The organism is Protofrankia sp. Cas8, from assembly GCF_963555845.1.
Classification (GTDB): domain Bacteria; phylum Actinomycetota; class Actinomycetes; order Frankiales; family Frankiaceae; genus Protofrankia.
Genome location: NZ_CAUVXI010000039.1, coordinates 1 through 19,997, shown reverse-complemented (window position 1 = coordinate 19,997; position 19,997 = coordinate 1). Strand labels below are relative to the sequence as shown.

The 19,997-nt window shown below is 68.9% G+C and carries 17 protein-coding genes; 3 read left to right on the top strand and 14 right to left on the bottom strand.

Annotated elements, in window-relative coordinates; genetic code table 11:
* Positions 1 to 2 precede the first annotated feature (2 nt).
* The 6 genes from bfr to U9977_RS08585 form a co-directional block, all read right to left on the bottom strand.
* On the bottom strand, positions 3 to 473 hold the full coding sequence (gene bfr, locus U9977_RS08610; RefSeq protein WP_322748668.1) for a bacterioferritin: 471 nt from the start codon (positions 471 to 473) through the stop codon (positions 3 to 5).
* Positions 474 to 490: 17 nt separating this feature from the next.
* Complete coding sequence (locus tag U9977_RS08605) at positions 491 to 631, bottom strand: (2Fe-2S)-binding protein (protein ID WP_322748667.1); 141 nt, start codon at positions 629 to 631, stop codon at positions 491 to 493.
* A 235-nt stretch (positions 632 to 866) separates the two neighbouring features.
* Positions 867 to 1,673, bottom strand: a complete 807-nt coding sequence (locus U9977_RS08600; RefSeq protein ID WP_322748666.1) for a family 1 encapsulin nanocompartment shell protein — start codon at positions 1,671 to 1,673, stop codon at positions 867 to 869.
* The gene (locus U9977_RS08595) at positions 1,670 to 2,101 is read right to left on the bottom strand and encodes a ferritin-like domain-containing protein (protein WP_322748665.1); all 432 of its coding nucleotides are present in this window, start codon (positions 2,099 to 2,101) and stop codon (positions 1,670 to 1,672) included. Before U9977_RS08595 ends, U9977_RS08600 begins: the two co-directional genes overlap by 4 nt.
* Before the next feature lie 71 nt (positions 2,102 to 2,172).
* Complete coding sequence (locus U9977_RS08590) at positions 2,173 to 3,345, bottom strand: OmpA family protein (protein WP_322748664.1); 1,173 nt, start codon at positions 3,343 to 3,345, stop codon at positions 2,173 to 2,175.
* Positions 3,346 to 3,481: 136 nt separating this feature from the next.
* On the bottom strand, positions 3,482 to 4,399 hold the full coding sequence (locus tag U9977_RS08585; protein ID WP_322748663.1) for a phosphatase PAP2 family protein: 918 nt from the start codon (positions 4,397 to 4,399) through the stop codon (positions 3,482 to 3,484).
* Positions 4,400 to 4,556: 157 nt separating this feature from the next.
* On the opposite strand from U9977_RS08585, the gene U9977_RS08580 reads away from it, so the two are divergent.
* Positions 4,557 to 5,354, top strand: a complete 798-nt coding sequence (locus tag U9977_RS08580; RefSeq protein WP_322748662.1) for a TetR/AcrR family transcriptional regulator — start codon at positions 4,557 to 4,559, stop codon at positions 5,352 to 5,354.
* A gap of 21 nt (positions 5,355 to 5,375) precedes the next feature.
* Here U9977_RS08580 and U9977_RS08575 read toward each other — a convergent pair whose 3' ends face one another.
* Positions 5,376 to 9,125 (bottom strand): ABC transporter ATP-binding protein, encoded by a 3,750-nt coding sequence (locus U9977_RS08575; protein ID WP_416210527.1) that lies wholly within the window; start codon positions 9,123 to 9,125, stop codon positions 5,376 to 5,378.
* 190 nt (positions 9,126 to 9,315) lie between these two features.
* On the bottom strand, positions 9,316 to 10,638 hold the full coding sequence (locus U9977_RS08570) for a L,D-transpeptidase (RefSeq protein ID WP_322748660.1): 1,323 nt from the start codon (positions 10,636 to 10,638) through the stop codon (positions 9,316 to 9,318).
* Positions 10,639 to 11,133: 495 nt separating this feature from the next.
* On the opposite strand from U9977_RS08570, the gene pucL reads away from it, so the two are divergent.
* The gene (gene pucL / locus U9977_RS08565; protein ID WP_322748659.1) at positions 11,134 to 12,027 is read left to right on the top strand and encodes a factor-independent urate hydroxylase; all 894 of its coding nucleotides are present in this window, start codon (positions 11,134 to 11,136) and stop codon (positions 12,025 to 12,027) included.
* Between the two features lie 23 nt (positions 12,028 to 12,050).
* On the opposite strand, the gene U9977_RS08560 is transcribed toward pucL, so the two are convergent.
* Genes U9977_RS08560 through U9977_RS08550 form a run of 3 tightly spaced genes read right to left on the bottom strand, consistent with a single transcriptional unit; the run spans position 12,051 to position 14,509 of the window.
* Positions 12,051 to 12,890: an SAM-dependent chlorinase/fluorinase gene (locus U9977_RS08560; protein ID WP_322748658.1), complete on the bottom strand. Its 840-nt coding sequence runs from the start codon at positions 12,888 to 12,890 to the stop codon at positions 12,051 to 12,053.
* A 5-nt stretch (positions 12,891 to 12,895) separates the two neighbouring features.
* On the bottom strand, positions 12,896 to 14,077 hold the full coding sequence (locus U9977_RS08555; RefSeq protein WP_322748657.1) for a CaiB/BaiF CoA-transferase family protein: 1,182 nt from the start codon (positions 14,075 to 14,077) through the stop codon (positions 12,896 to 12,898).
* Between the two features lie 9 nt (positions 14,078 to 14,086).
* Positions 14,087 to 14,509 carry a DUF3099 domain-containing protein gene (locus U9977_RS08550; protein ID WP_322748656.1) on the bottom strand — a complete coding sequence of 141 codons (423 nt, stop codon included), beginning with the start codon at positions 14,507 to 14,509 and terminating at the stop codon, positions 14,087 to 14,089.
* Positions 14,510 to 15,135: 626 nt separating this feature from the next.
* Between U9977_RS08550 and ftsH the strand changes: the two genes are divergently transcribed.
* Positions 15,136 to 17,112: an ATP-dependent zinc metalloprotease FtsH gene (ftsH, locus tag U9977_RS08545; RefSeq protein ID WP_322748655.1), complete on the top strand. Its 1,977-nt coding sequence runs from the start codon at positions 15,136 to 15,138 to the stop codon at positions 17,110 to 17,112.
* A gap of 59 nt (positions 17,113 to 17,171) precedes the next feature.
* On the opposite strand, the gene U9977_RS08540 is transcribed toward ftsH, so the two are convergent.
* The 3 genes from U9977_RS08540 to U9977_RS08530 all read right to left on the bottom strand — a co-directional run.
* Positions 17,172 to 17,957 carry a hypothetical protein gene (locus U9977_RS08540; protein WP_322748654.1) on the bottom strand — a complete coding sequence of 262 codons (786 nt, stop codon included), beginning with the start codon at positions 17,955 to 17,957 and terminating at the stop codon, positions 17,172 to 17,174.
* 62 nt (positions 17,958 to 18,019) lie between these two features.
* A complete protein-coding gene (locus U9977_RS08535; protein WP_322748653.1) occupies positions 18,020 to 18,952 on the bottom strand; it encodes an SGNH/GDSL hydrolase family protein in 933 nt (310 codons plus the stop codon).
* The coding region (locus U9977_RS08530; RefSeq protein ID WP_322748652.1) for a glycosyltransferase at positions 18,900 to 19,997 on the bottom strand (1,098 nt) is incomplete at its 5' end. The genes U9977_RS08535 and U9977_RS08530, both read right to left, overlap by 53 nt.

Sequence of the window (19,997 nt, the reverse complement as noted above, 5' to 3'; positions counted from 1 at the left end):
GGTCAGTCGTGGATCTGCTGCGAGAGGTAGTGCGCTTCCCCGACCTGGGCGAGTAGCTCGATCTGGGCGTCCAGCCAGTCGATGTGCTCCTCCTCTGAGACGAGGATCCTCTCCAGGAGGACGGCCGAGCCGACATCGTCACGGGATCGGGTCAGGACAATCCCTTCGCGCAGGAGGCCGCATGCCTCGATCTCGTGGGTCCGGTCGGAGTTCAGTTGCTCGACGACGCTCTCACCGACGCGCAACGTGTTCAGCCGCTGGAGATTCGGGAGTCCACCGAGGTAGAGCACCCGGTGCACCAGCGAGTCAGCGTGGCGCATCTCATCGATCGACTCGTCGTAGGTGTGCCTGCCCAGCCGGTCGTAGCCCCAGTTGAGCTGCATCCGCGAGTGCAGGAAGTACTGATTGACGGCTGTCAACTCATTGGTGAGGACGCGATTGAGCAGTTCGACGATTTCCGGGTCGCCCCTCACATGGAACCTCCGCTGCGTCAGCCCGACGGGACGACCGGACGGACACGGAGATGATCGCTCAGCAACTCCTCGATCTCGTCGAGGCAGCCGCCGCAGCCGGTACCTGCGGCGCAGACGTCACCCACATCACCCGTGTCGCGCGCGCCCGACTCGATCACGCCGCGCAACGTCCGATCGTTTACAGCAAAACATGAACAGACCAGCACCGCACCTCACCACGCCCATTCAGGAGCTGTTCACCGCGTCACCCAGCGGAGGTTGCGCACAGCTGGGATGACGAAAACGAACGCTCGCTACTTAGCTAAAGCTTCCCTAATAGGTCCCAGACGGGAGAGTCTCACACAGAAAGATCAAAAACAAGCAGGTCGCCGTACCGCCTCGCTGTCACCCAGATCACAGTGCCCGCAACACCACGGCCGCATCCGGCTCGGTCACGCGGAAGCTGAGGCTCTCCTCGACATAGAGGTGGACCGTGTCCATCGTGCGGCCGGCATAACCGACCGACAGGTCCTGACCGGACTCGAGGATGAAATCCCCCCCGCGCAGACTCAGCACGACCGCTCCGCGGATTCCGGGAGCGCGTACCACCGGCCCGTCCAGAATCTGGCGGAGATGGCCGAGCAGCAGATAGCCGCCCTTCTCGACCGTCTCGATGATCGCCGTGTACCCGTCCGGCTCGATGGCCAGACCGTAGGGTCCACCGATGCCGGCCTGCGCCAACAGGGCGACGGCCTTGGCGACGGCGCGGGGGTAGGTGTCGGTGTCAGCTCCGAGCGAGACGGCGGGATGCGCCGACGCCTCCATGATCCCGACCATCCCGGCATCGGGAAACCCGTGGAAGACGATCGCGTTCTCGCTGATCGCGATGGTGCGCACGGCTTCGTCGAGCGCACTGAGATCCACATCGTCGGCGCCCCGGTCGACGTCAGCCAACTCCCGGCATGCCAGCGTGAAGGATGTCCGCAGCTCAACCAGGGGCAGGACCTGCCGTAGCTGGGCAACCACGCCTTCTACCGGCGCCGTGGCAAGGGTCGTGACCCGCCCCAGCGTGGTCGCCGACCGGCCCCAGCCGTGCGGGCCGGAGAAATCGACCAGCTTGCGGGCGGCGAGGTTCGTGGTGAGCCTCGCCCGCGCTTCCCCGTCGATCATCGACCAGGAAGCCTCGGTGAGCGGAGCGTGGTCGCGCAGCAGATGATTCACCCGGTCACGCTCCGCAGACCGCCAATGCCCAACGACCCGTCACCGCGCCCGGGAGTGGCCGGCATCGGACCCTCGACGGGGAGCCGCCGGTCCTGCATCGGCGCACCGTCGCCGTTGCCTCCCGTCGCCTCGGCCTCCACCGAGAGAATCGGGCCGGAGGTGAACAGGTAGGTCCGGAGCTGGGCGTCGAGGGCCGGATCGTGACGCCGCAGCCATTCCAGGGTCATTGCGGCGTGTTCCTTCTCCTCATCCCGATTGTGAGCGAGGATGCCGGCCAGGCTTGGATCCCCCGCCGCATCCACCCGCTGGTCGTACCAGTCGACCGCTTCGAGTTCCTCCATCAGCGAGACGATCGCCCGGTGTCGGTCGATCGTTGCCGGATGCAGCGTTCCGGGCTGCTCGTGCAGCCCCATGCTCGTGTCAGCCACCCGCTGTAGGTACCACGCAGGTGGAGCACCACGCGTCAGGAAACGCGTGCACGCAGCGAGTCCGCCGGCCACTACGGCATGAGAGGGGAGATCTCCACCCTGCGGTTGGCGGCGCGGCCGGCTTCGGTGTCATTGGTCGCCACCGGATAGTCGGCAGCGAACCCGGCAGCCCGCAGCTGCCCCTGCGGTACTCCGTGACTCGACAGATAGGAGGCCGCGGAGTGTGCCCGTGCCAGCGACAAGACCTCGTTGACCGGCAGGGAACCCTGGGCATCGGTGTGACCAGCCACCAGAACCTTCTGGGTACCGCCGCGCAGCACCGCCGCGATCTGGTCGAGATGGGCACGATCGAGGTCGGTGAGCTCCGAGCTGTCGGTCGCGAAGGCGACCCGACCCGAGGCCAGCGCACCGGCAAGAGGATCGGCCGGGGCGGTGCGGTCGACCGCGGCGTCGCCCGCCGCGTCGACTGCAGGGGCGGGCTCAGGAGTCACCGATCGAACCGTCAGGCGGTTGTCGAGGGAGATCGCAGGTTCCGCTGTGCGCGCCGCGGCGAGCACAGCGGACCCCAGCCGCGCGCGCTCGTCGGCATCGACCACGGTTCCCTCGACAACCACCGTGGAACCGATAATCGTTACCTGATGTGTGCCCGCCACTGCAGTCAGCGAACGGGTCAGGTCCCCCAGGGTCGTCACCGGCGGCGCGGCCACCGTGGGATCAACCGCGACCTGCCCGGTCAACGTGCCGGAACTCGCCGCAGCTGCCGCGCCGAGAAGCCGCTCCCGAGCATCACGGTCAGGCACCGTCGCGGTGACGGTGAGCGATCCGCCGTTGACAGAAATCACCAACGGTTTCGCGGTGGCGCCCGGCCCCGGCCCTGGCCCTGGCCCTGGCCCTGGCCCTGGCCCTGGCCCTGGCCCTGGCCCTGGCACGATCCGAACATCAGGAGCCAGCGTGGCTGACCGCGCGCCGGACATGTGCGCGACGGCCTGGCGGGCCGATTCGGCGGCCGCAAGGCTGGGGAAGGTCCCGTGCACGGTCGCATCCCGGCCGTCGAAGGTCACATCCGCTCCGGTCCGGCCACTGGAGCGGACCACCGAGGCCGCCCGCCTGGACAGCTCGTCTTCGATCGGCCCACGCCGCAGGCCGAACGCAAGCAGTGCGAGCAGCAGCCAGGCGACGACAAGGGACACCGCGAACACGACGGGACGAGGTCGCCGCACCGCGGCCAGCTGGGCCAAGGACATCGAAGTGGTCTCCGCGCGGAATCTGCTGGGACGCCGTCAGGACGCGCCGCCACGATGCCTTCGGGCGGCCCAACGGACCAGAAAAGTACGACGAACAACCCCGCCGCGGGTCAACTGTCGCACATCGGGACGCCCGTCACATACACCGGGTGGGTCCAGGCCGGGTCCGGTGGATGTTGGTCGATGCGGGCGGGTGCGCCGCGGCCGTACCGACGATCGCGGCCGGCTGGGCCTGCTGCCCGGCACGCTGGGGCCCGGCATGCTGGGGCCCGGCACGCTGGTCGACCGGGTCTGCGCGGCCGTCGCGACGCCCGCGCCGGTGCACCACGCGTGTCACGGCCGCTGTCAACAGGGCTCCGAGCCCGAGCACCACCCACCCGGCGACGACATCGAGCACGTAGTGGTTGGCGGTGGCCATCACCACGAACGCCGTTGTGCCCGGGTAGATGACGGCGAGCGTCCTGACCCAACGGTGGCGGGCGAACCTGGCGACACACCAGCCGCACCACAGGGCCCACGCGCAGTGCAGGGATGGCATGGCCGCGAACTGGTTGGCCAGACCTGCCAGCCCCCGGGGCGCCGCGCTGGAGCCGCCACCCCACCAACCCCAGTCGTGGAACGACGCCATGGTGTCGACGAACCCTGCACCGGGCAGCAGCCGCGGGGGGGCCGTCGGCAGGAGGATGAACCCGACAAGGCTGATCACGGTCGCGCACATGATCGTCCAGCGAGCCCGCAGGTAGTGGCCGGGACGTTTGCGGTAGAGCCACACGAGGACGGCGGGCGTCACGATGAAGTGGAGGGTCGCGTAGTAGTAACAGCTCGCCACAGCCAGCACGGGGATGCCCTGGAGCCAGTGGTTCAGCCCACGCTCGGCGTTGAGATGGAGGTCCGCCTGGATGCGCACGAGATCCCACCCGACGGCGAGCGCAGCCGGCACGGATCCGTCCGCCGCCGCGCGAGTAGCCGTGTAGGTGTAGTAGAAACCAATGATCATAACAGCTTCTACCCACACCACCGGCAGCCCGTCCGACCTGCGGCGCAAGCAGATCACCCGCGACCTCCCCGGCTTCGACCTGAGCCCCCCTGTGGGCCCGTTTTCGACCTTCTCCTGCCGACCCAGACACCCCATCTTTCGCTCAACGTATTCAGTCGAGTACCTTTGCGTCACCAGCTGCACTACCGACAACGGATCGTTCCCGGGGGTAGCGATGACGCACCCGACAGTCGGCGTACCGCCTGATGCGGCACGTCCCATACCTGCCGGCGGGACGCCGGCGACATCGGCACCCCTCCCCCTTCCTGCGACGGGTTTCACCCCTGCGGCCGGTGGCCGCCGCCGGTCGCCGCACGCACCGGCCATCCCGAGGCGACGCGGCGAGGTCCTGGAGGACGCGATCCACACCGCGGTGGTCGAACTGCTCGCCGAACACGGCTACGGCACCGTAACAATGGATCTTGTGGCTGCAAGGGCCCGGGCGGGCAAGGCCACGCTCTACCGCAGGTGGTCCTGCAAGCTCGACCTGGTGATCGACACAGTGTGGCGCCTCGACAACAGCTGCGCCACCGACCCGGACACCGGAAGTTTTCGCGAGGACCAGCTTCTGCTGCTGCATGAATTCGCCAACGTACTTCGCGGACGCCAGGGTGCGGTGACCGCGACCCTTGTCGGCGAGCTCACCCGACATGCCGATCTCGCCGTGGCCCTGCGGACAGTCCTCCTTCACCAGCGCCGAGCAGTCCAGATGGCGATCGCCGAGCGAGCCATCAAGCGCGGCGACGTCCGCTATGACGCTCCGTGGCCGCTGGTCAACGAAATAGGACCCTCCCTGCTGTTCGGCCGCCACCTCATCTCGGGTGAACCCTTGGACCACAGGTACATAGTCGACGTTGTGGACGGCATAGTCATGCCCCTCGTCGTCATGCCCACCACTGCCGTGCCCGCAGCGGTCAGGCCCACTGTTGTCAGGCCAATCATTGAGAAATCTCTCATTGAGAAATCTCGATAACATATCGAACTTACGTTCGAATCATAGCAGATGGCCTGCCGGTGCACCCTCGCCGCTGAACTGCGCCCACATCCGCGCGTACCTACCGTCGGCGCGGATCAACTGGGCATGCGGACCCTGCTCGACGATCCGGCCGGCGTCCATCACCACCACCCGGTCCGCGCGGGCAGCGGTTGTCAGCCGATGGGCCACCACGAGGGTGGTCCGCCGCCGCGCGACCCGGTCGGTCGCCTCGGTGACCGCCGCCTCGCTGGCCAGGTCCAGCGAGGCGGTCGCCTCGTCGAGAAGCAGGATGTCAGGGTCGGCGAGCTCGGCCCGGGCGAGCGCGAGCAGCTGGCGCTGCCCGGCGGACAGGCCCCGGCCGCGCTCGCCGACCGGGTGCACATAGCCGCCGGGCAAGGACGCGATCATCGCATGCGCACCGACCGCACGCGCCGCAGCCTCCACCTCGGCGTCGGTGGCGTCCGGTCGGGCATAGGCGATCGTGTCGCGGACCGTCCCGGCGAACAGGAACGGCTCCTGCGGAACGACTCCCAGCCGACGGCGATAGCCGACCAGGTCGAGCCGCGTCACGTCGGTACCGTCGATGCGGACCACACCCCCGGTGGCGTCGTAGAAACGCGCGACCAGCTTGACGACCGTCGATTTGCCGGCTCCGGTCTCGCCCACCAGTGCGACGGTCTCCCCGGCGGCCACCCGAAGGTTCACCCCGTCCAGCGCGGGACGCTCGGCGCCGGTGTACTGGAACCGCACATCGTCCAACTCGATCTCGCCGGCAAACCGACCGACCGGAACCGGATCGGGCCAGGCCGGGGTGGATGTGGGTGTGCGCAGCAGGTCCGACAGCCGGCGCAGACCCACCTTGGCCTGCTGGTAACCGTCGAACACCTGCGACAGCTGCTGGATCGGGGAGAAGAACAGGTCGATGTAGAGCAGGTAGGCGATGAGCCCGCCGGTGGTCAGCGATCCGGACGCGACCAGCCCGGCGCCGGCGCCGAGAACGAGCGCGGCCGCCAGCTCCGAGCAGAACTCCATGAACGGGAAATACATCGCGATGAGGCGCTGCGCCCGAAGCCGTGACTCCCGGTAGCGCTGTGCCAGACCACGGAAGTCAGCCAGGTTGCGCTCCTCGCGGCGGAAGGCCTGCACGACCCGGATGCCGGCGAGGTTCTCCTGCAACGCGGCGTTGACCGCACTGACCCGCTCTCGTGACTCGACGTAGGACGCCGACGCACGTGTCCGGAAGAGCATCGTGATGACGACGCCGACCGGCACCATCGGCAGCACGACCAGGGCCAGCCGGGCGTTGAGGACCACCAGCGCCAACCCGACACCGACGAACGACAGCATGCTGACCACGGCGGTCGTCAGCCCGGTCTGTAGAAACGTCGACAGCGCGTCGACGTCCGTGGTCATCCGGGTCATGATCCGACCTGAGAGCTCGCGCTCGTAGTAGTCCAGGCCGAGCCGTTGCAGCTGGGCGAATGTCTTCACCCGCAGGGTGAACAGCAGACGCTCACCCAACCGTCCGGTCACCTGGGTCTGGAAGACCTGCGCGAGCCAGGCCGTGAGCACCACGGCGAGCGCCACCGTGGACGTAAGGATCAGTACTGCTCCCGCGGTCCGCGATACGCCCGCGTCCACCCCGTGGCGTACCAGGGCCGGCAGGGCGAGACCCGCCCCCGCGTCCACCACCACGAGCAGCAGACCCAGCGCGAGCAGCGCGTGCACTCCGCCCAGCAGATGACGCAACGAGAACGCCGGATCACCGACGGCGGCGTCCGCCGTGCGCACCCCGACCGCCTCGGTGGCCGGTGGCAGCGCCGCGACGCGCGCAAGCAGCTCAGGGGTCGCGGGAAGGTCCCCGGCCGCGCCCCCAATACCGCGTCCCCTGCCGTCGGCGGACCGGGCCGGCGACCACGGACCGGGCGCAGCGGACCGCATGCCACCACCTCGCCCGGGCGCCGGGGCCGAGAGGGACATGGTGGGGGGTGCCTGCCGGGGCGCGGGTGCGGTCGCCGTCGGCCCGCGAACCTGGCCGTCCACCAGCACCGGGTAGAGCGCGCAACGAGCGGACAGTTCCTCGTCGGTGCCGACGTCGACCAGGCGCCCGGCGTCGAGCACCGCGATGCGATCAGCCAACTGCAGAGTGGATCGACGGTGGGCGATCAGCAGCGTCGTCCTGCCACCCATGATCTCTCGCAACGCGGCATGGATCTCGGCCTCGACCCGGACGTCAACCGCGGACGTCGCGTCGTCCAGGACCAGGATGGGCGCGTCGGTCAGCAGGGCGCGAGCCAGCGCGATCCGCTGACGCTGCCCGCCGGAGAGGGTGAGCCCCTGCTCACCGACGACCGTGTCGTAGCCGTCCGGGAGATCGCGGATGAAGCCGTCCGCCCGGGCTGCCCGGGCCGCGGCCACAACCGAGGCGTCAGTCGCGTCCGGACGTCCGTAGCTGATGTTGGCACGAACCGAGTCGGAGAACAGAAAACTGTCCTCGAGCACCATCGCGAGCTGCGCCCGCAACGATGACAGGGTCAGCGCCCGGACGTCGTGGCCGTCTAGGCGCACCGTGCCGGTGTCCGGGTCGTAGCTACGGGACAGCAACGCTGCCACCGTCGACTTGCCCGACCCGGACGCGCCGACCAGCGCGAGGGTCTCACCCGGTTCGACCCGCAGGCTCACCCCGTCGAGCACCGGGCGGTCCTGGCGGTAGCCGAAGGTGACATCCTGGCGGTAGCCGAAGGTGACATTGTCGAGCTCGATGCTTCCCCGGGCCCGAGCGAGCCGGTGGGCGTCAGGCCGTTCGGTGATGACGGGGTGGGTGTCGATGACCTCGAAAACACGGATCGCGCTGGCTCGGGCCTGCTGGCCGACGGTCAGCAGGCCGGCCAGCATCCGGGTCGGTGCGACCAGCTCGCCGAGATAGGTGCTGAACGCCAGGAAGGTGCCGAGGCTGATACTGCCCCGCAATGCCAGCCAGCCGCCCAGTGCCAGCACTCCGACCTGCCCGAGGGCCGGCATCGCCGCCAGCGCGCTGGTGTAGCGGCTGGTGAAGCGGACCGCGCGCATCCGCAGCGAGAACAGGGTGCGGGCGGCCGCGGCCAGCCTGGCCAGCTCCCGATCCTCCTGCCCGAAACCCTTGACCACCCGCACACCCGCGGTGTTCTCCTCCACCACTGCGGCGACCTCGCCGGCCTGCTGCTGGGCCACCCAGGTCGCCGGAAAGACGGTCCTCCTGGCCCGCAGCCCGATGATCGTAACCAGCGGGCCGATGGCGAGCGCAAGCAGTGTCAGCAGCGGGGAGAGCGTCAACATGATCATAATGGCGAGCACGAAAAGAAGGAGATTCCCGCTCATCAGCGGCAGAAAGGCCAGCAGGCCCTGGACGACCGTGACATCCGAGCTGGACCGGCTGACGATCTGGCCGGTCCGCAGCCCATCCTGGCGGACGCCGTCCAGGCGCGCGAGCGCGGCGAATACCGCATCCCGCAGGTCGTACTGAACGTCGAGGGCCAGGCGTCCGCCGACATAGCGACGGACGAACCCGGCGGCAAACCGCAGCACCCCGGCTGCGACCAGTGCGAGCACGTAGGGCGCGAGCGGTTGCCGGCGCGCCACCACCACATTGTCGATCACCGCGCGTTCGATCAACGGCGTGACCGCGGCGATGGCGGTACCGAACACGGCAGCGCCGAACGCCAGGACGACGTTGCGCCGGTACCGCAGGACGTGCCCGGTCAACCGGCGCAGCCAGCCTTGGCGGGACACCGGCGCGCCGGGTGACCCCGACGGTAGCGTGCCGCCGGGATCGGAGCGGTTGCTGTTCGCGCGGACCTCCCGGGATGAGCGGTCTGGACAACCGTCCTCAACCACCCCAGGAGATCATCGCGTCCCGGTTACCCGCGGTGTCACCGATGCATCATCGGCGGGGTGCCACCACCGGTGACATCGACGGGCGTCAGGAGCGGGCCGTCGCCGGGCTTGTCCCTACGCCGACGGCATGATCTGCCTGCGCCGGCCCGACACTCGCGGTATCGGCCAGTGGCAGGGCGCTGCCCGCGCTCCACCGCTCCCAGGAGATCGACCACTCATTGCCCAACTGCGACGTGTCCGGTGGGCGACCGGAGTTCCGCACGTCGACGATGTCACCCAACCGGCTGAGTCGATAGAACCACTCGGCGTCCGCCGGGGAGGCGTTGATGCAGCCATGCGAGACGTTGTCCTCCCCCTGGGACGCCACCGACCACGGCGCCGAGTGCACATACTCGCCACCACTGGTGAACTGCACGTTCCACTGCACGGTCTCGTAGTAGTAGTCCGGATTCCCCTTGGGAATTCCGACGGTCGCGGAATCCATAATCACCGTCGCCGCAGTGCCGATGACATTGTGTGGACCGTTCATGGTCGGCAGCGTCGGCCGGCCGAGACTCACCGGAAGACTCCGTTGCAGGACGCCGTCCCGGTACACCTTCATGGTGTGGGTCGCCGCGTCGACATAGCTGACCTGAGCCGGCCCGATGATGAAATCCATGGCCCGGTCCTTCACTCCGAAACGGTTGCCACCGGCATCGAAGCCGGCGAGGTTCGCCTCGACGTGAACGCGGGTGCCCGCCTTCCAGTACTGCTGCGGACGCCAGCGCACCACCGTGTTCGACGCCCAGTTCCAGGCACCGTTGACCGGTGGATTCGCCGTGACCATGAGACGCCGCTGCACGGCGGCACGGTCTGCGACCGGCGCGCTGAACGTCAGTGTGATCGGCATACCTATCCCGACGGTCTGACCGTCAACCGGCCCCCAGGAGACCTTGAGGGAATTCGCCGGATTCACCGTGGTGAAAATCGCGCCGGCGGCCGTTGTGCCCAATATACCCGGGGCGGCGGAGGTCTGCACGGTCACCTGGTACCGGGTGTCGGCGAACAGCCCGTCAGTGGACGTCCAGGTCATGGCGTCCGCGGACAGCTGCCCCCGCAGAACTCCCGCGGCGGTGTCCTGGGACTTGCTGGCGGCCCGGATCGCGGTCACTGACTGTAGTGGAGCATTGCTGTGTACAACGACGGTGCTGGTGACCGGCACGCCCCCGGCGCCGTCGACGGGAGTAATGGTGACCCGCGGTGCCTGCGCGGTCGGCACCGCCGGTGCCGGCCCGCCGGTCACCGGCTTGTCGACAGCCCGAGGAGTACACGACAGGACGGCGGTCCCGACGAATACCGTCGCGATGACGGTCGACAGCAGCGGTCCGCGTGGTCCGAATACGCGCGATACCGAGTGCGGCCAGATCATCGACCGGCACCTCTTGAGTGGCGTCCCCTCATTCACAGCCGGACCGTACCCAGCCATACCGACAAACGACCTGTCGATCATTAAAATGGCCGGTGTCAATCGGACGACCACAACCAATCGTCGAACAATTGAATACAGAGAGTAGTCTTATGTGGCTGTGATCCATGGCCCCTCCCCTGTCGTCCCGTCCGACGCGTGAGGACTCCCAAAAGTTGCGTCCGGCCGGCCTCCAAAGGCCTGCCCGCCGCGCGGTTCCCCGAATCAACGACACGGACCGGTCACCCGGATCGGAGTAGCGGTGGCATCACCCAAAGTCCGGGCGCGCCCGTTCCACCACGGACGCCCGGTACCGGTACCGGTACCGCCGCCCGGTACCAGACGCGCGGCAGGAAGCCGCGGGCGCAGACCACCCGGCAATCTTCCGGTTCACTTTCCGACGTCCCCAGCCGCCCCGGGCACCGACGGCGCGGTCTGTTGGCCCGACCTGGAGGTGCGATGGCAATCATTCTCGGCGACAACCAGTATGGAAAAGCCGAAGTCAGACTCGTCCATATCGACCGTTCGACCCGGGCTCACCGGATCAGGGACATCGACGTCTCATCGGTGCTACGGGGCGACTTCGCCGGCGCGTACCTCGACGGGGACAACAGCCACGTGCTGCCCACCGACACGCAGAAGAACACCGTCTATGCCTTCGCACGCGACGGTGGTGTCGGCGAGATCGAGGAATTCGGCCTGCGGCTCGCCCGGCATTTCGTCGGATCCAGTGAATGGACCACGGGCGCCCGGATGGAAATTGTTGAATACGGCTGGCAGCGGATCGACGTTGCCGGCCATCCAGATGATCACGCTTTCTTGCGAGCCGGTGGTGAATACCGGTCGACAGTGGTCACCGTCGACCACGACATGGCCTATGTCATAGCCGGAATCGGCGGACTGATCCTGCTCAAGTCAACCGGATCGGAATTTCGCGGATTCCCTCGGGACACGTACACGACGCTGCCCGAAGCGGACGACCGGGTCCTCGCCACCGAGGTCACCGCCCGATGGCGGTACACCAGCGCCGATGTCGAGTACGGGCGGCTGTTCACGGGCATCCGGGCGGTACTCCTGCAGACGTTTGCAAAGGTGCACAGTCTCGCGCTGCAACAAACCCTGTACGCAATGGGTCGGGAGGTACTCGCCGCTCATCCGGAGGTTGCCGAGATCCGCATGTCGATGCCGAACAGGCACCACTTCCTGGTTGATCTCACGCCCTTCGGGCTGGACAACCCCGACATCGTTTACCAGCCGGCCGACCGGCCGTATGGAAAGATCGAGGGGAGCGTGCAGCGCGACGACGCACCCGCACCCGGGCCGGCCTGGCTGGCGGTCCCGGGCTTCTGCTGATCGGTCGGCCGAAGGCGGCGCGATCATTGCCGTTCCGCGCCGCCGGCGGCCAATCGGACGACGTCCCCGGCGGTGACCGCCAGGCGCCGCGCCGCGCTCCCCCTGTTCACCGCGAGCGCCACCAGGCCGGCGGAGTCAACGTAGACGACGATCTCGCCCGGATCCACCGAGGCAAAGGTGAGCCCGAACAGGCCGGTGGCCACCGACCGGTCCGCAGTGATCTCGATGGTACGGCCGGGGGCAACCCAGGCCGAGGGGAGCACGTCCGCGGCGCCGGCCAGTTGGACGTTGCCGAAGGTGTCGACCGTGAGGACTTCGATCTCGACTGCGGTGGGAGACGCCGCACCGGCGGTGGCCGGCCGGGCGGGCCGCACGACCGGCGGTGGGAGCCGAGCGAGCCCAGCTGGGTCCACCGGTATGCCGAGGCCGGCCAAATCCTGGCCGGCCACGAGTGCGGCGGCTGCGGGCGCGAACACATCACGCCCGTGGAACGTCGCCGACACCTCGGCGGGTACCGCCAACGCCACCGCGGACCGCACGCCCCCGAGCGCGTCGGCTGCGGGCGGCAGCAGGCCGTTGTCGGGGCCGACGAGAAATCCCCGTGGGGTGGCCACCGCGAGCGCACGCCGCGAGGTGCCCACCCCCGGGTCGACAACCGCAAGGTGCACCGCGGGTGGCAGATGCCCGACCGTCTGGGCGAGTACGACCGATCCCCGCCGCACGTCACCTGCTGGTATCAAATGAGTGATGTCGATGATGTGAACGCCGGGCGTCCGACACAGCAACATCCCATGGCAGGACGCTACGAACCCGTCGACAAGTCCGTAGTCGGACAGAAAACTCACACACGATATATGACTCATACGACTCATATGACTCCACTCGTCCGGAGCCGGGCGATCTCCGGCGCACCGTAGCCGAGCTCGGCGAGGATGCCGTCGGTGTCTGCTCCGAGTGCGGGCAGCGGTCCCATCGGAGCCTCCTCACCGGGAAAAGCAACCACCGGGCGCAGTTGGCGGACCGGTCCCACCGGTGAGTCAACCGAGGTCCACCGGTTCCGCGCCGCCAACTGAGGGTGATCGAGCAATCCGCGGACGGTATTGAGGCGAGCATGGGCGATGCCGGCGGCGTCCAGTCGGGCCTCGGTCTCGGTCGTGCTCAGCGCCACGACGGCGTCCGCGACCAGCGCCTCGGTGCGCGCCCGGTTACGCACCCTGGCCTGGTTGGTGGCGAAATCGTCGGCGGCAGCCGCCTCCGGCCGGGCCAGCACGTCGGTTGCCAGCCGGGCCCACTCACGATCGTTCTGGACGCCGATCAGCAGACGGTCACCGTCGGCTGTCGTGAACGCCTCGTAGGGCGCGATCGACGGGTGGCCGATGCCCAGCCGTGGCGGTTCGACGCCGGTGTGTTCGACGGTCTGTAGTGAGTACCCCATCCACTCGGCAAGGGCGTCGATCATCGTGATCTCGACAGCGGCGCCGACGCCGGAACGCTCGCGGCGTAGTAACGCCGCCAGTACCGCTTGGACGACGTAGGTTCCCGCGGACACGTCACCCGCGGCGAACCCCGCCTTCGCGGGGTGCTCGTCCGTGCCCGTCGCGGAGATCAGCGCGGTCTCGGCCTGGATGAGCATGTCGTAGGCGCGCTTGTGCGCATAGGGGCCTTGCGCGCCGTAGCCGGAGAGATCAACGGCCACGAGCCTCGGATTCCCCGCAGCCAGCGTGGCCGCGTCGAGGCCCAGCCGGGCCGCGGCGCCCGGCGCCAGGTTCTGTGCCACCACGTCCGCACGACTCACCAGCCGGGTGAGCACCGCGCGACCTTCGGGAGCCTTGATGTCGACGGTCAGTGACTGTTTTGATCTGTTCAGCCAGGCGAAGTGGGCCGACATCCCACCCCGCACCGCCGCGTCGTAGGCCCGGGCGAAGTCTCCGGACCCCGGCCGTTCGACCTTCACCACCCGGGCGCCGAGGTCAGCCAGATGACGGGTGGCGAACGGCAGGGCCACCGCGTGTTCCAGGCTGACGACGGTTACACCTTGCAGCGGCAGCACGCCCTCACACTATCGGCCGAAGGCGGCGCGATCATGTTTTTCCGCGCCGCCGGAGGCCCGATCGCCGTCCACGACGTCCACGACGTCCACGACGTCCACGACGTCACCGTCGACAACCTCGTGATGGGCGTGCCCCAGTGCCAGCGGTGGGGCAGCGGCCGGCGGCTGTCGTGGAGTGACCAGCGACGGTGCGTCCTTCTCGATCGGTGGACCGCCGTTGGCGAATACCACTGCCAACCACGGTACGACGATGGCGACTGCGATGGCGACGAAGCGCGCCCAGTCGCGCAGCGCAACCACGGCAAGGATGAGGCACACGGTGCGGAACAGCATCGAGATCACGTAGCGTCGCTGGCGGCGTTGGATCTCCTCCGGGCGCGACAGGGCCGCACGAGTGATCAAAGTGGTGTCGCTGTTCCGCCTGATCCGCACCGACGCACCCCTTACGACTGCTCCCTGCGACCATTCACGTCTCCGTGACCGCTCACGTCCCTGTGACCGCTCACGTCCCTGTGACCAACCGATGCGTCCGGCCTCGCAGACCGGCGCCGACGGCGCCGCGAACGGGCGGTCAGACGAAGAGCGCCCGGCACCTCCAAGCCTCCAGGCCTGTTCAGTGTGCGCGCCCGGGCCCCGCATCGCCCGCGAAAGTCCGACTACGAGCGCCCGGCAACGGGGACGCGACGTCGCGGGGCTGGGGCACGCACCTCGCGATCTACCCGCCCCAGCCCCACTTCTTGATCCACGCTGCTCCTGCCAAGCGCTCTGAACGATGTGAATCTGATGCTCCTGCCACAACACCAGATTCACATCGTTCCCACAGAGCGCCCGGCAAAGTATGCCGGGCGCCGGGTACCTGCGTGGCCGGACGTCATGACGGACCCGGTGCCCAGTTGATTCCCGACACCGCGGTGAGGATGACCACGACGCCGATCGGAGGGCTCGTGCGTTGAAACGGGTATCGATCGTCTGTGACGGATGCAACAGGGAGCCACCGGCTTCCGCTGATGTTCGCCTGGGCGGCACCACAGGGGCAATACAGGTAGGAGCACCAAAAAATGATCTCCAGCAAAGGATCCCACCGAAGCGCCCGACGTCATCTGTCGACCTCGGCGCGTTCCGGGCCTCCTCGCGAGACTCCACCGAAGCCCGCGCCCACCCCACCTCCGACCTGGCGCCGCTGGCTGCTGCCCATCGGCATCATCATCACCGTGGCCCTGTTGTTCGCCCCCAGCATGTTCGCGAAGCAGGCGACCGCCTACAGCTTCACCCAGCTCACCCAGCAGGTGGACGCCGGTACGGTACGCAACATCACGATCAACGACAAGGGTGCGGTCACCGGCACTCTCAAGGACGGCACCGGGTTCACCTCGCAGGTCCCCACCGCGCTCGATACCCAGGGAATCCTCACCCAGCTGCAGGCCAAGAAAGTCGACGTCAAGGCGACCCGCTCCGGCACGTCCTTCCTGTCGATCGTGCTGAGCTTCCTGCCGCTTCTTCTGCTGGTGGCGTTCTTCCTCTGGACCGGCCGAGCGGCGCAACGGTCGCTGGCGGGCGGGCTCGGCGGCATCGGTCGATCCCGAACGAAGATCATCGATGCTGAACGCCCGACCACCCGATTCACCGACGTGGCCGGCTACGAGGGCGCGAAACAAGAGGTCAGTGAGGTCATCGACTTCCTGCGTAATCCCGAGCGGTACCGGCAGGCCGGGGCGAAGGGCCCAGGTGGGGTGCTCATGGTCGGGCCGCCCGGCACCGGCAAGACGCTGCTCGCCCGGGCGGTCGCCGGTGAGGCCGAGGTGCCCTTCCTGTCGGTGAGTGGCTCCGGGTTCGTCGAGATGTTCGTCGGGGTCGGTGCCTCCCGAGTCCGGGACCTGTTCAACGAGGCACGCAAGCGGGCACCGTCCATCATCTTCATCGATGAGATCGACGCGATCGGGGGCAAGCGAGGCTCAGGGCTCATCGGCGGCGGTCACGATGAACGTGAGCAGACCCTCAACCAGCTCCTCGCCGAGATGGACGGGTTCGACCCGGCCGAGGGCGTGGTCGTCCTCGCCGCGACCAATCGGCCCGAGACCCTCGACCCGGCGCTGCTGCGGCCCGGACGGTTCGACCGGCAGGTCACCGTGCCGCTACCGGCCCAACGGGAACGGGCGGAGATCCTCAAGGTGCACTGTCAGGGCAAGCGGTTCAGCCCGGAGGTGGACCTGACGGTGGTCGCCCGGGCCACCCCCGGCTTCTCCGGCGCGGATCTGGCCAACCTGGTCAACGAGGCCGCGATCCATGCCGTGCGGGAAAGGCGCAGCGTGCTGACCGCGAAGGACTTCGACGCCGCCCGGGACAGGATCATCCTGGGCCGGCGCGACGCCACCAACGTGCTGCTGCCCGAGGAAAAGCAGTCGGTGGCCGTCCACGAGTCCGGGCATGCGCTGGTGGCGGCGCTCTCGCCGCACGCCGACCCGGTGGCGAAGATCACAATCCTGCCGGCAGGGATGGCGCTCGGTGCCACCCAGCAGTTGCCTGAGGACGAACGGCACCTCTATACCGAAAGCTACCTGTATGCCTCGCTCGCCGTGCGCCTCGGCGGGCGGGCCGCGGAGCTGGTCGTCTTCGGCCAGGGTTCGACCGGGGCCGCCAACGACCTGGCCGGCGCCACGACGCTTGCCACCCGGATGGTGCGCGAGTTCGGCCTGTCCCCTGTGCTGGGGCCGGTGGGTTACGCCTCGGGCAACCCCCAGTACCTCGGCGGCGAGGAGTTGGTCTCCAGACCGTACTCGGAGGAGACCCAGCGGATCGTCGACTCGGAGGTGGCCAGGCTTCTGCGGGAGGCCGAGGAGCACGCCATGACGCTGCTGCGGGCCCACCGCGGCGCGCTGGACGCGCTCACCGGCATCCTGCTGGAACGGGAGACCGTCGACGGCGGCGTGCTCGACGACGTCCTGCGTGACCACGCCCCGGTGTATGCGGACAGCGACGCCGACCGGTCCCCGCAGTCCTCGCAGGTGTCCCGGTCGGCATCGCTGGGCAAGGAATAATTCCGTTGTGAACGCCGGTACCGGTCCGGTCGGGCCCGGCTGCTACCAGGGCCCGGCTGCTACCTGGCCATCGACTGTGAGGGGTCGAAGGCGTCGTAGGCTGATTCGCAGGCGCGACGGACCGCGGCGGACAACGCGCGCAGCGTGGTCGACCGCCGGTCGATCTCCTCGGCGGTGACCGCCGCGCCGTCGTCGCGTGCCGCGAGGTCGATCAGGCTCGCGATCCGCACGGCCTGCGCGAGCAGCGCGTGGGCGGACGGTGGGTAGCCGGGTGCGAGCAGCGGAACCGGTTCGTCGGTGTGGCGTTCACGGAGCACCGAGAGCACCTCGGGGCCGGCCTTCGCCCGGTCGAGGTTGAGCAGTGCGGCGGTTGCGGTCCGGATGGCCTCGTTGAGCTCGTGCTCCGCGGCGCGCAGCGGCGAGGGCGGCGGTGGCAGGTGGGCGCCGGTCGCCGAGTGCCAGTGCACCGACTCCAGACCGCCCTCGACCGCCGGACCGTGCGCGGTCACCGAGGGCACCAGGACCAGCGGCGGAGTGGGGCCGAGCACGACGATCGCCTCGCCGGCGGCGAGGGCTTCCCGGTTGGTGGCCGCCGGCCCCGGCAGACCGCTGACATCGCCGGGCACCGGCAGAACGAGCCGCAGGCGCCGGGTACCGACGGTCCGCAACCAGCCGAGCCCCAACGCAAGTCCCTGGCCGTCAACAGTGTGCGGGGCGTCAGGCCCACCGGAGCCCTCCCGGATCTGGGCGATCGCCTCGTCGGTGCTGACGAGCCCAGCGAGCCACGCATTACCCCATCCGGTGAGTGCCCCCGAGCGAGGCGAGGCAGCTTGGCCGCAAATCACGATGCCTACGTTAAGGAATGATGGCCCTGTCCTGCGACGATCCGGGCCTAGATTACTGGGCGTCACATGTGGTCGACAGTTGGCAACGAGCCGGTCGTGGCCGAAATGCTCCAGCCGGGCGCCGGCGACGACTGCCTGCGCTCGGCCCGGATCCGCTCGGCCCGGATGCGCTCGGCACGCCGGCGGATGGGCGCGGCCGGACGGGCCAGCAGCCACGGCACGCCCACCTGCGCCATCCAACGGGCGTGCGCAAGCCGGGTGGGCGCCGCGGTCGGCGGTCCCATCTTCGGCAGCGCCAGCAGCGGAATACCGGCTTTGCACAGAGCCTCGGCGAAGGCGCGGGCGATGAGCTGGTGGCCGCGAGGTCCCGGATGGACCCGGTCCACGTCGAAGGTCGACAGCTGATAGATATCGGGATGACGCGCCAGGTCGACCACCAGCACACCGGGATCTGCCGCGGCCGCGGCGTCAACGGCCGCGTTGAGCTGCCCGACCCGGGTTGTGAGCAGACGCCGGGCCGGGCCGGGTAGCCGCAGCAGACGTCCCGGGTCGTGCAACCGTGCCATCAGTACCCAGATGCCGTCGGCCCGCAGGTCCCGGACGCCCCACACGAGGTTGTGCCGCAGGCGCAGCGGATCGAATCCCGGGGACATTATGTCGTTCATTCCCGCAATCATGCTCACGATCTGCGGACGCAGCGTGCGGGCGACGGGGATCTGGGAGTCACGGACGTCCTTGGTGGTCGCACCGGTGGTCGCGAGGTTCGCGAACCGCACCTGGTCGGCCGGGGCCAGGGATGCGGCCAGGGCGGCGGCCCAGCCCCGGCCGGCGAGGGCCCGGTCAGCATGTGCCCTGCGGTACCGGCCCATGCTGACACCGTCACCGAGCCCGGCCGTGATGCTGTCACCGAGCGCGACGAAGCAGATCCCGTTCACCGTGACGTCAGGCCGCTCGGGTCGCGCCACCGCGATGGTCACCGGAACCGCGATGGTCATCGGCACCGCCGAACGCGTCATGACCGGACATCGAGGACAGGCCGTGGGCGGCGAGGAAACCGTCGATGGTGACGCTCCACGGGAACCGCTCAGCGCGGGCCCGGGCCACTCGCCGACGGGTGGGCCCGTCGAGGGCGACTAATTCTTCGACGCCGTCCGCGAAGGTCCAGCCGCTGCCCGCCGCGACGATCCCGCTTCCCGGCGTGACGAGCTCCGCCAGAGCGCTGCTGTGATGGACGACCACCGGGGTACCGCTCGCCATGGCCTCCAGCGCAGCCAGACCGAACGTCTCCACCGGCCCTGGTGCAAGTATGGCGTCCGCAGAGGCGAGCAGGGTGGCCAGACGATCACGATCGGCGACATAGCCGAGGAAGATGACCGGAAGACCGCTCGCGCGCCGGGTGAGGCGCCCCCGGCTCGGACCGTCACCAGCGATCACCAGCCGGCTGGGCACCCCGCGACGGACGAGCTCCGCCAGCGCGTCCACAGCCGTGTCCCCCCGCTTTTCCGGCGACAGCCGGCCGACGTTCACCAGGAGAACCTCGCTGTCGCGGGCGAACGCCCGGCGCAGCGCACTGTCGTAACGGTCGGGGCGGAAACGCTCGAGATCGACACCCAGAGGGATCTGGCACAGATTCGTTGCGCCGATGCGGACGAACTCGCTCCCGGCCCACGCGGTGGTGGCGACCACCGTGTCGAAGGTTCGCGCAAGCGCGGCATTGGACCGGTCCGCCGCGGAGCGGACCGGCAGCACCCCGCGCAGCGACCGGGGCGTCCACAGGTTCAGCAGCCGGTCGAGGCGTTCGTGGCTGACGACGAGGGATCGGACACCGGCACGGCTGGCCCAGCGGCCCAGGGGCCGCAGCGACGCCCGGTCGTGCACCTCGATGCGGTCGGGTGCGGCGGCGTCGAGATGGCGGATGACCCGCCACGGGTCGGTCAGGACCCGGTAGTCCGTGCCGGGCACCAGCGGTGCCCGCATGGTCACCACCCTGGCCTCGGGAGTGTAGCGGACGCTGTCGCATTCCCCGGGTAGGACCTGGAT

Excerpts from the sequence above, each read along its gene's own strand:
- pucL (WP_322748659.1), top strand. The coding sequence starts at position 11,134 with ATGGCAATCATTCTCGGCGACAACCAGTATGGAAAAGCCGAAGTCAGA.
- U9977_RS08590 (WP_322748664.1), bottom strand. The coding sequence starts at position 3,345 with ATGTCCTTGGCCCAGCTGGCCGCGGTGCGGCGACCTCGTCCCGTCGTG.
- U9977_RS08580 (WP_322748662.1), top strand. The coding sequence starts at position 4,557 with ATGACGCACCCGACAGTCGGCGTACCGCCTGATGCGGCACGTCCCATA.
- U9977_RS08560 (WP_322748658.1), bottom strand. The coding sequence starts at position 12,890 with ATGAGTCATATATCGTGTGTGAGTTTTCTGTCCGACTACGGACTTGTC.
- ftsH (WP_322748655.1), top strand. The coding sequence starts at position 15,136 with ATGATCTCCAGCAAAGGATCCCACCGAAGCGCCCGACGTCATCTGTCG.
- U9977_RS08570 (WP_322748660.1), bottom strand. The coding sequence starts at position 10,638 with ATGATCTGGCCGCACTCGGTATCGCGCGTATTCGGACCACGCGGACCG.
- U9977_RS08535 (WP_322748653.1), bottom strand. The coding sequence starts at position 18,952 with ATGACCATCGCGGTTCCGGTGACCATCGCGGTGGCGCGACCCGAGCGG.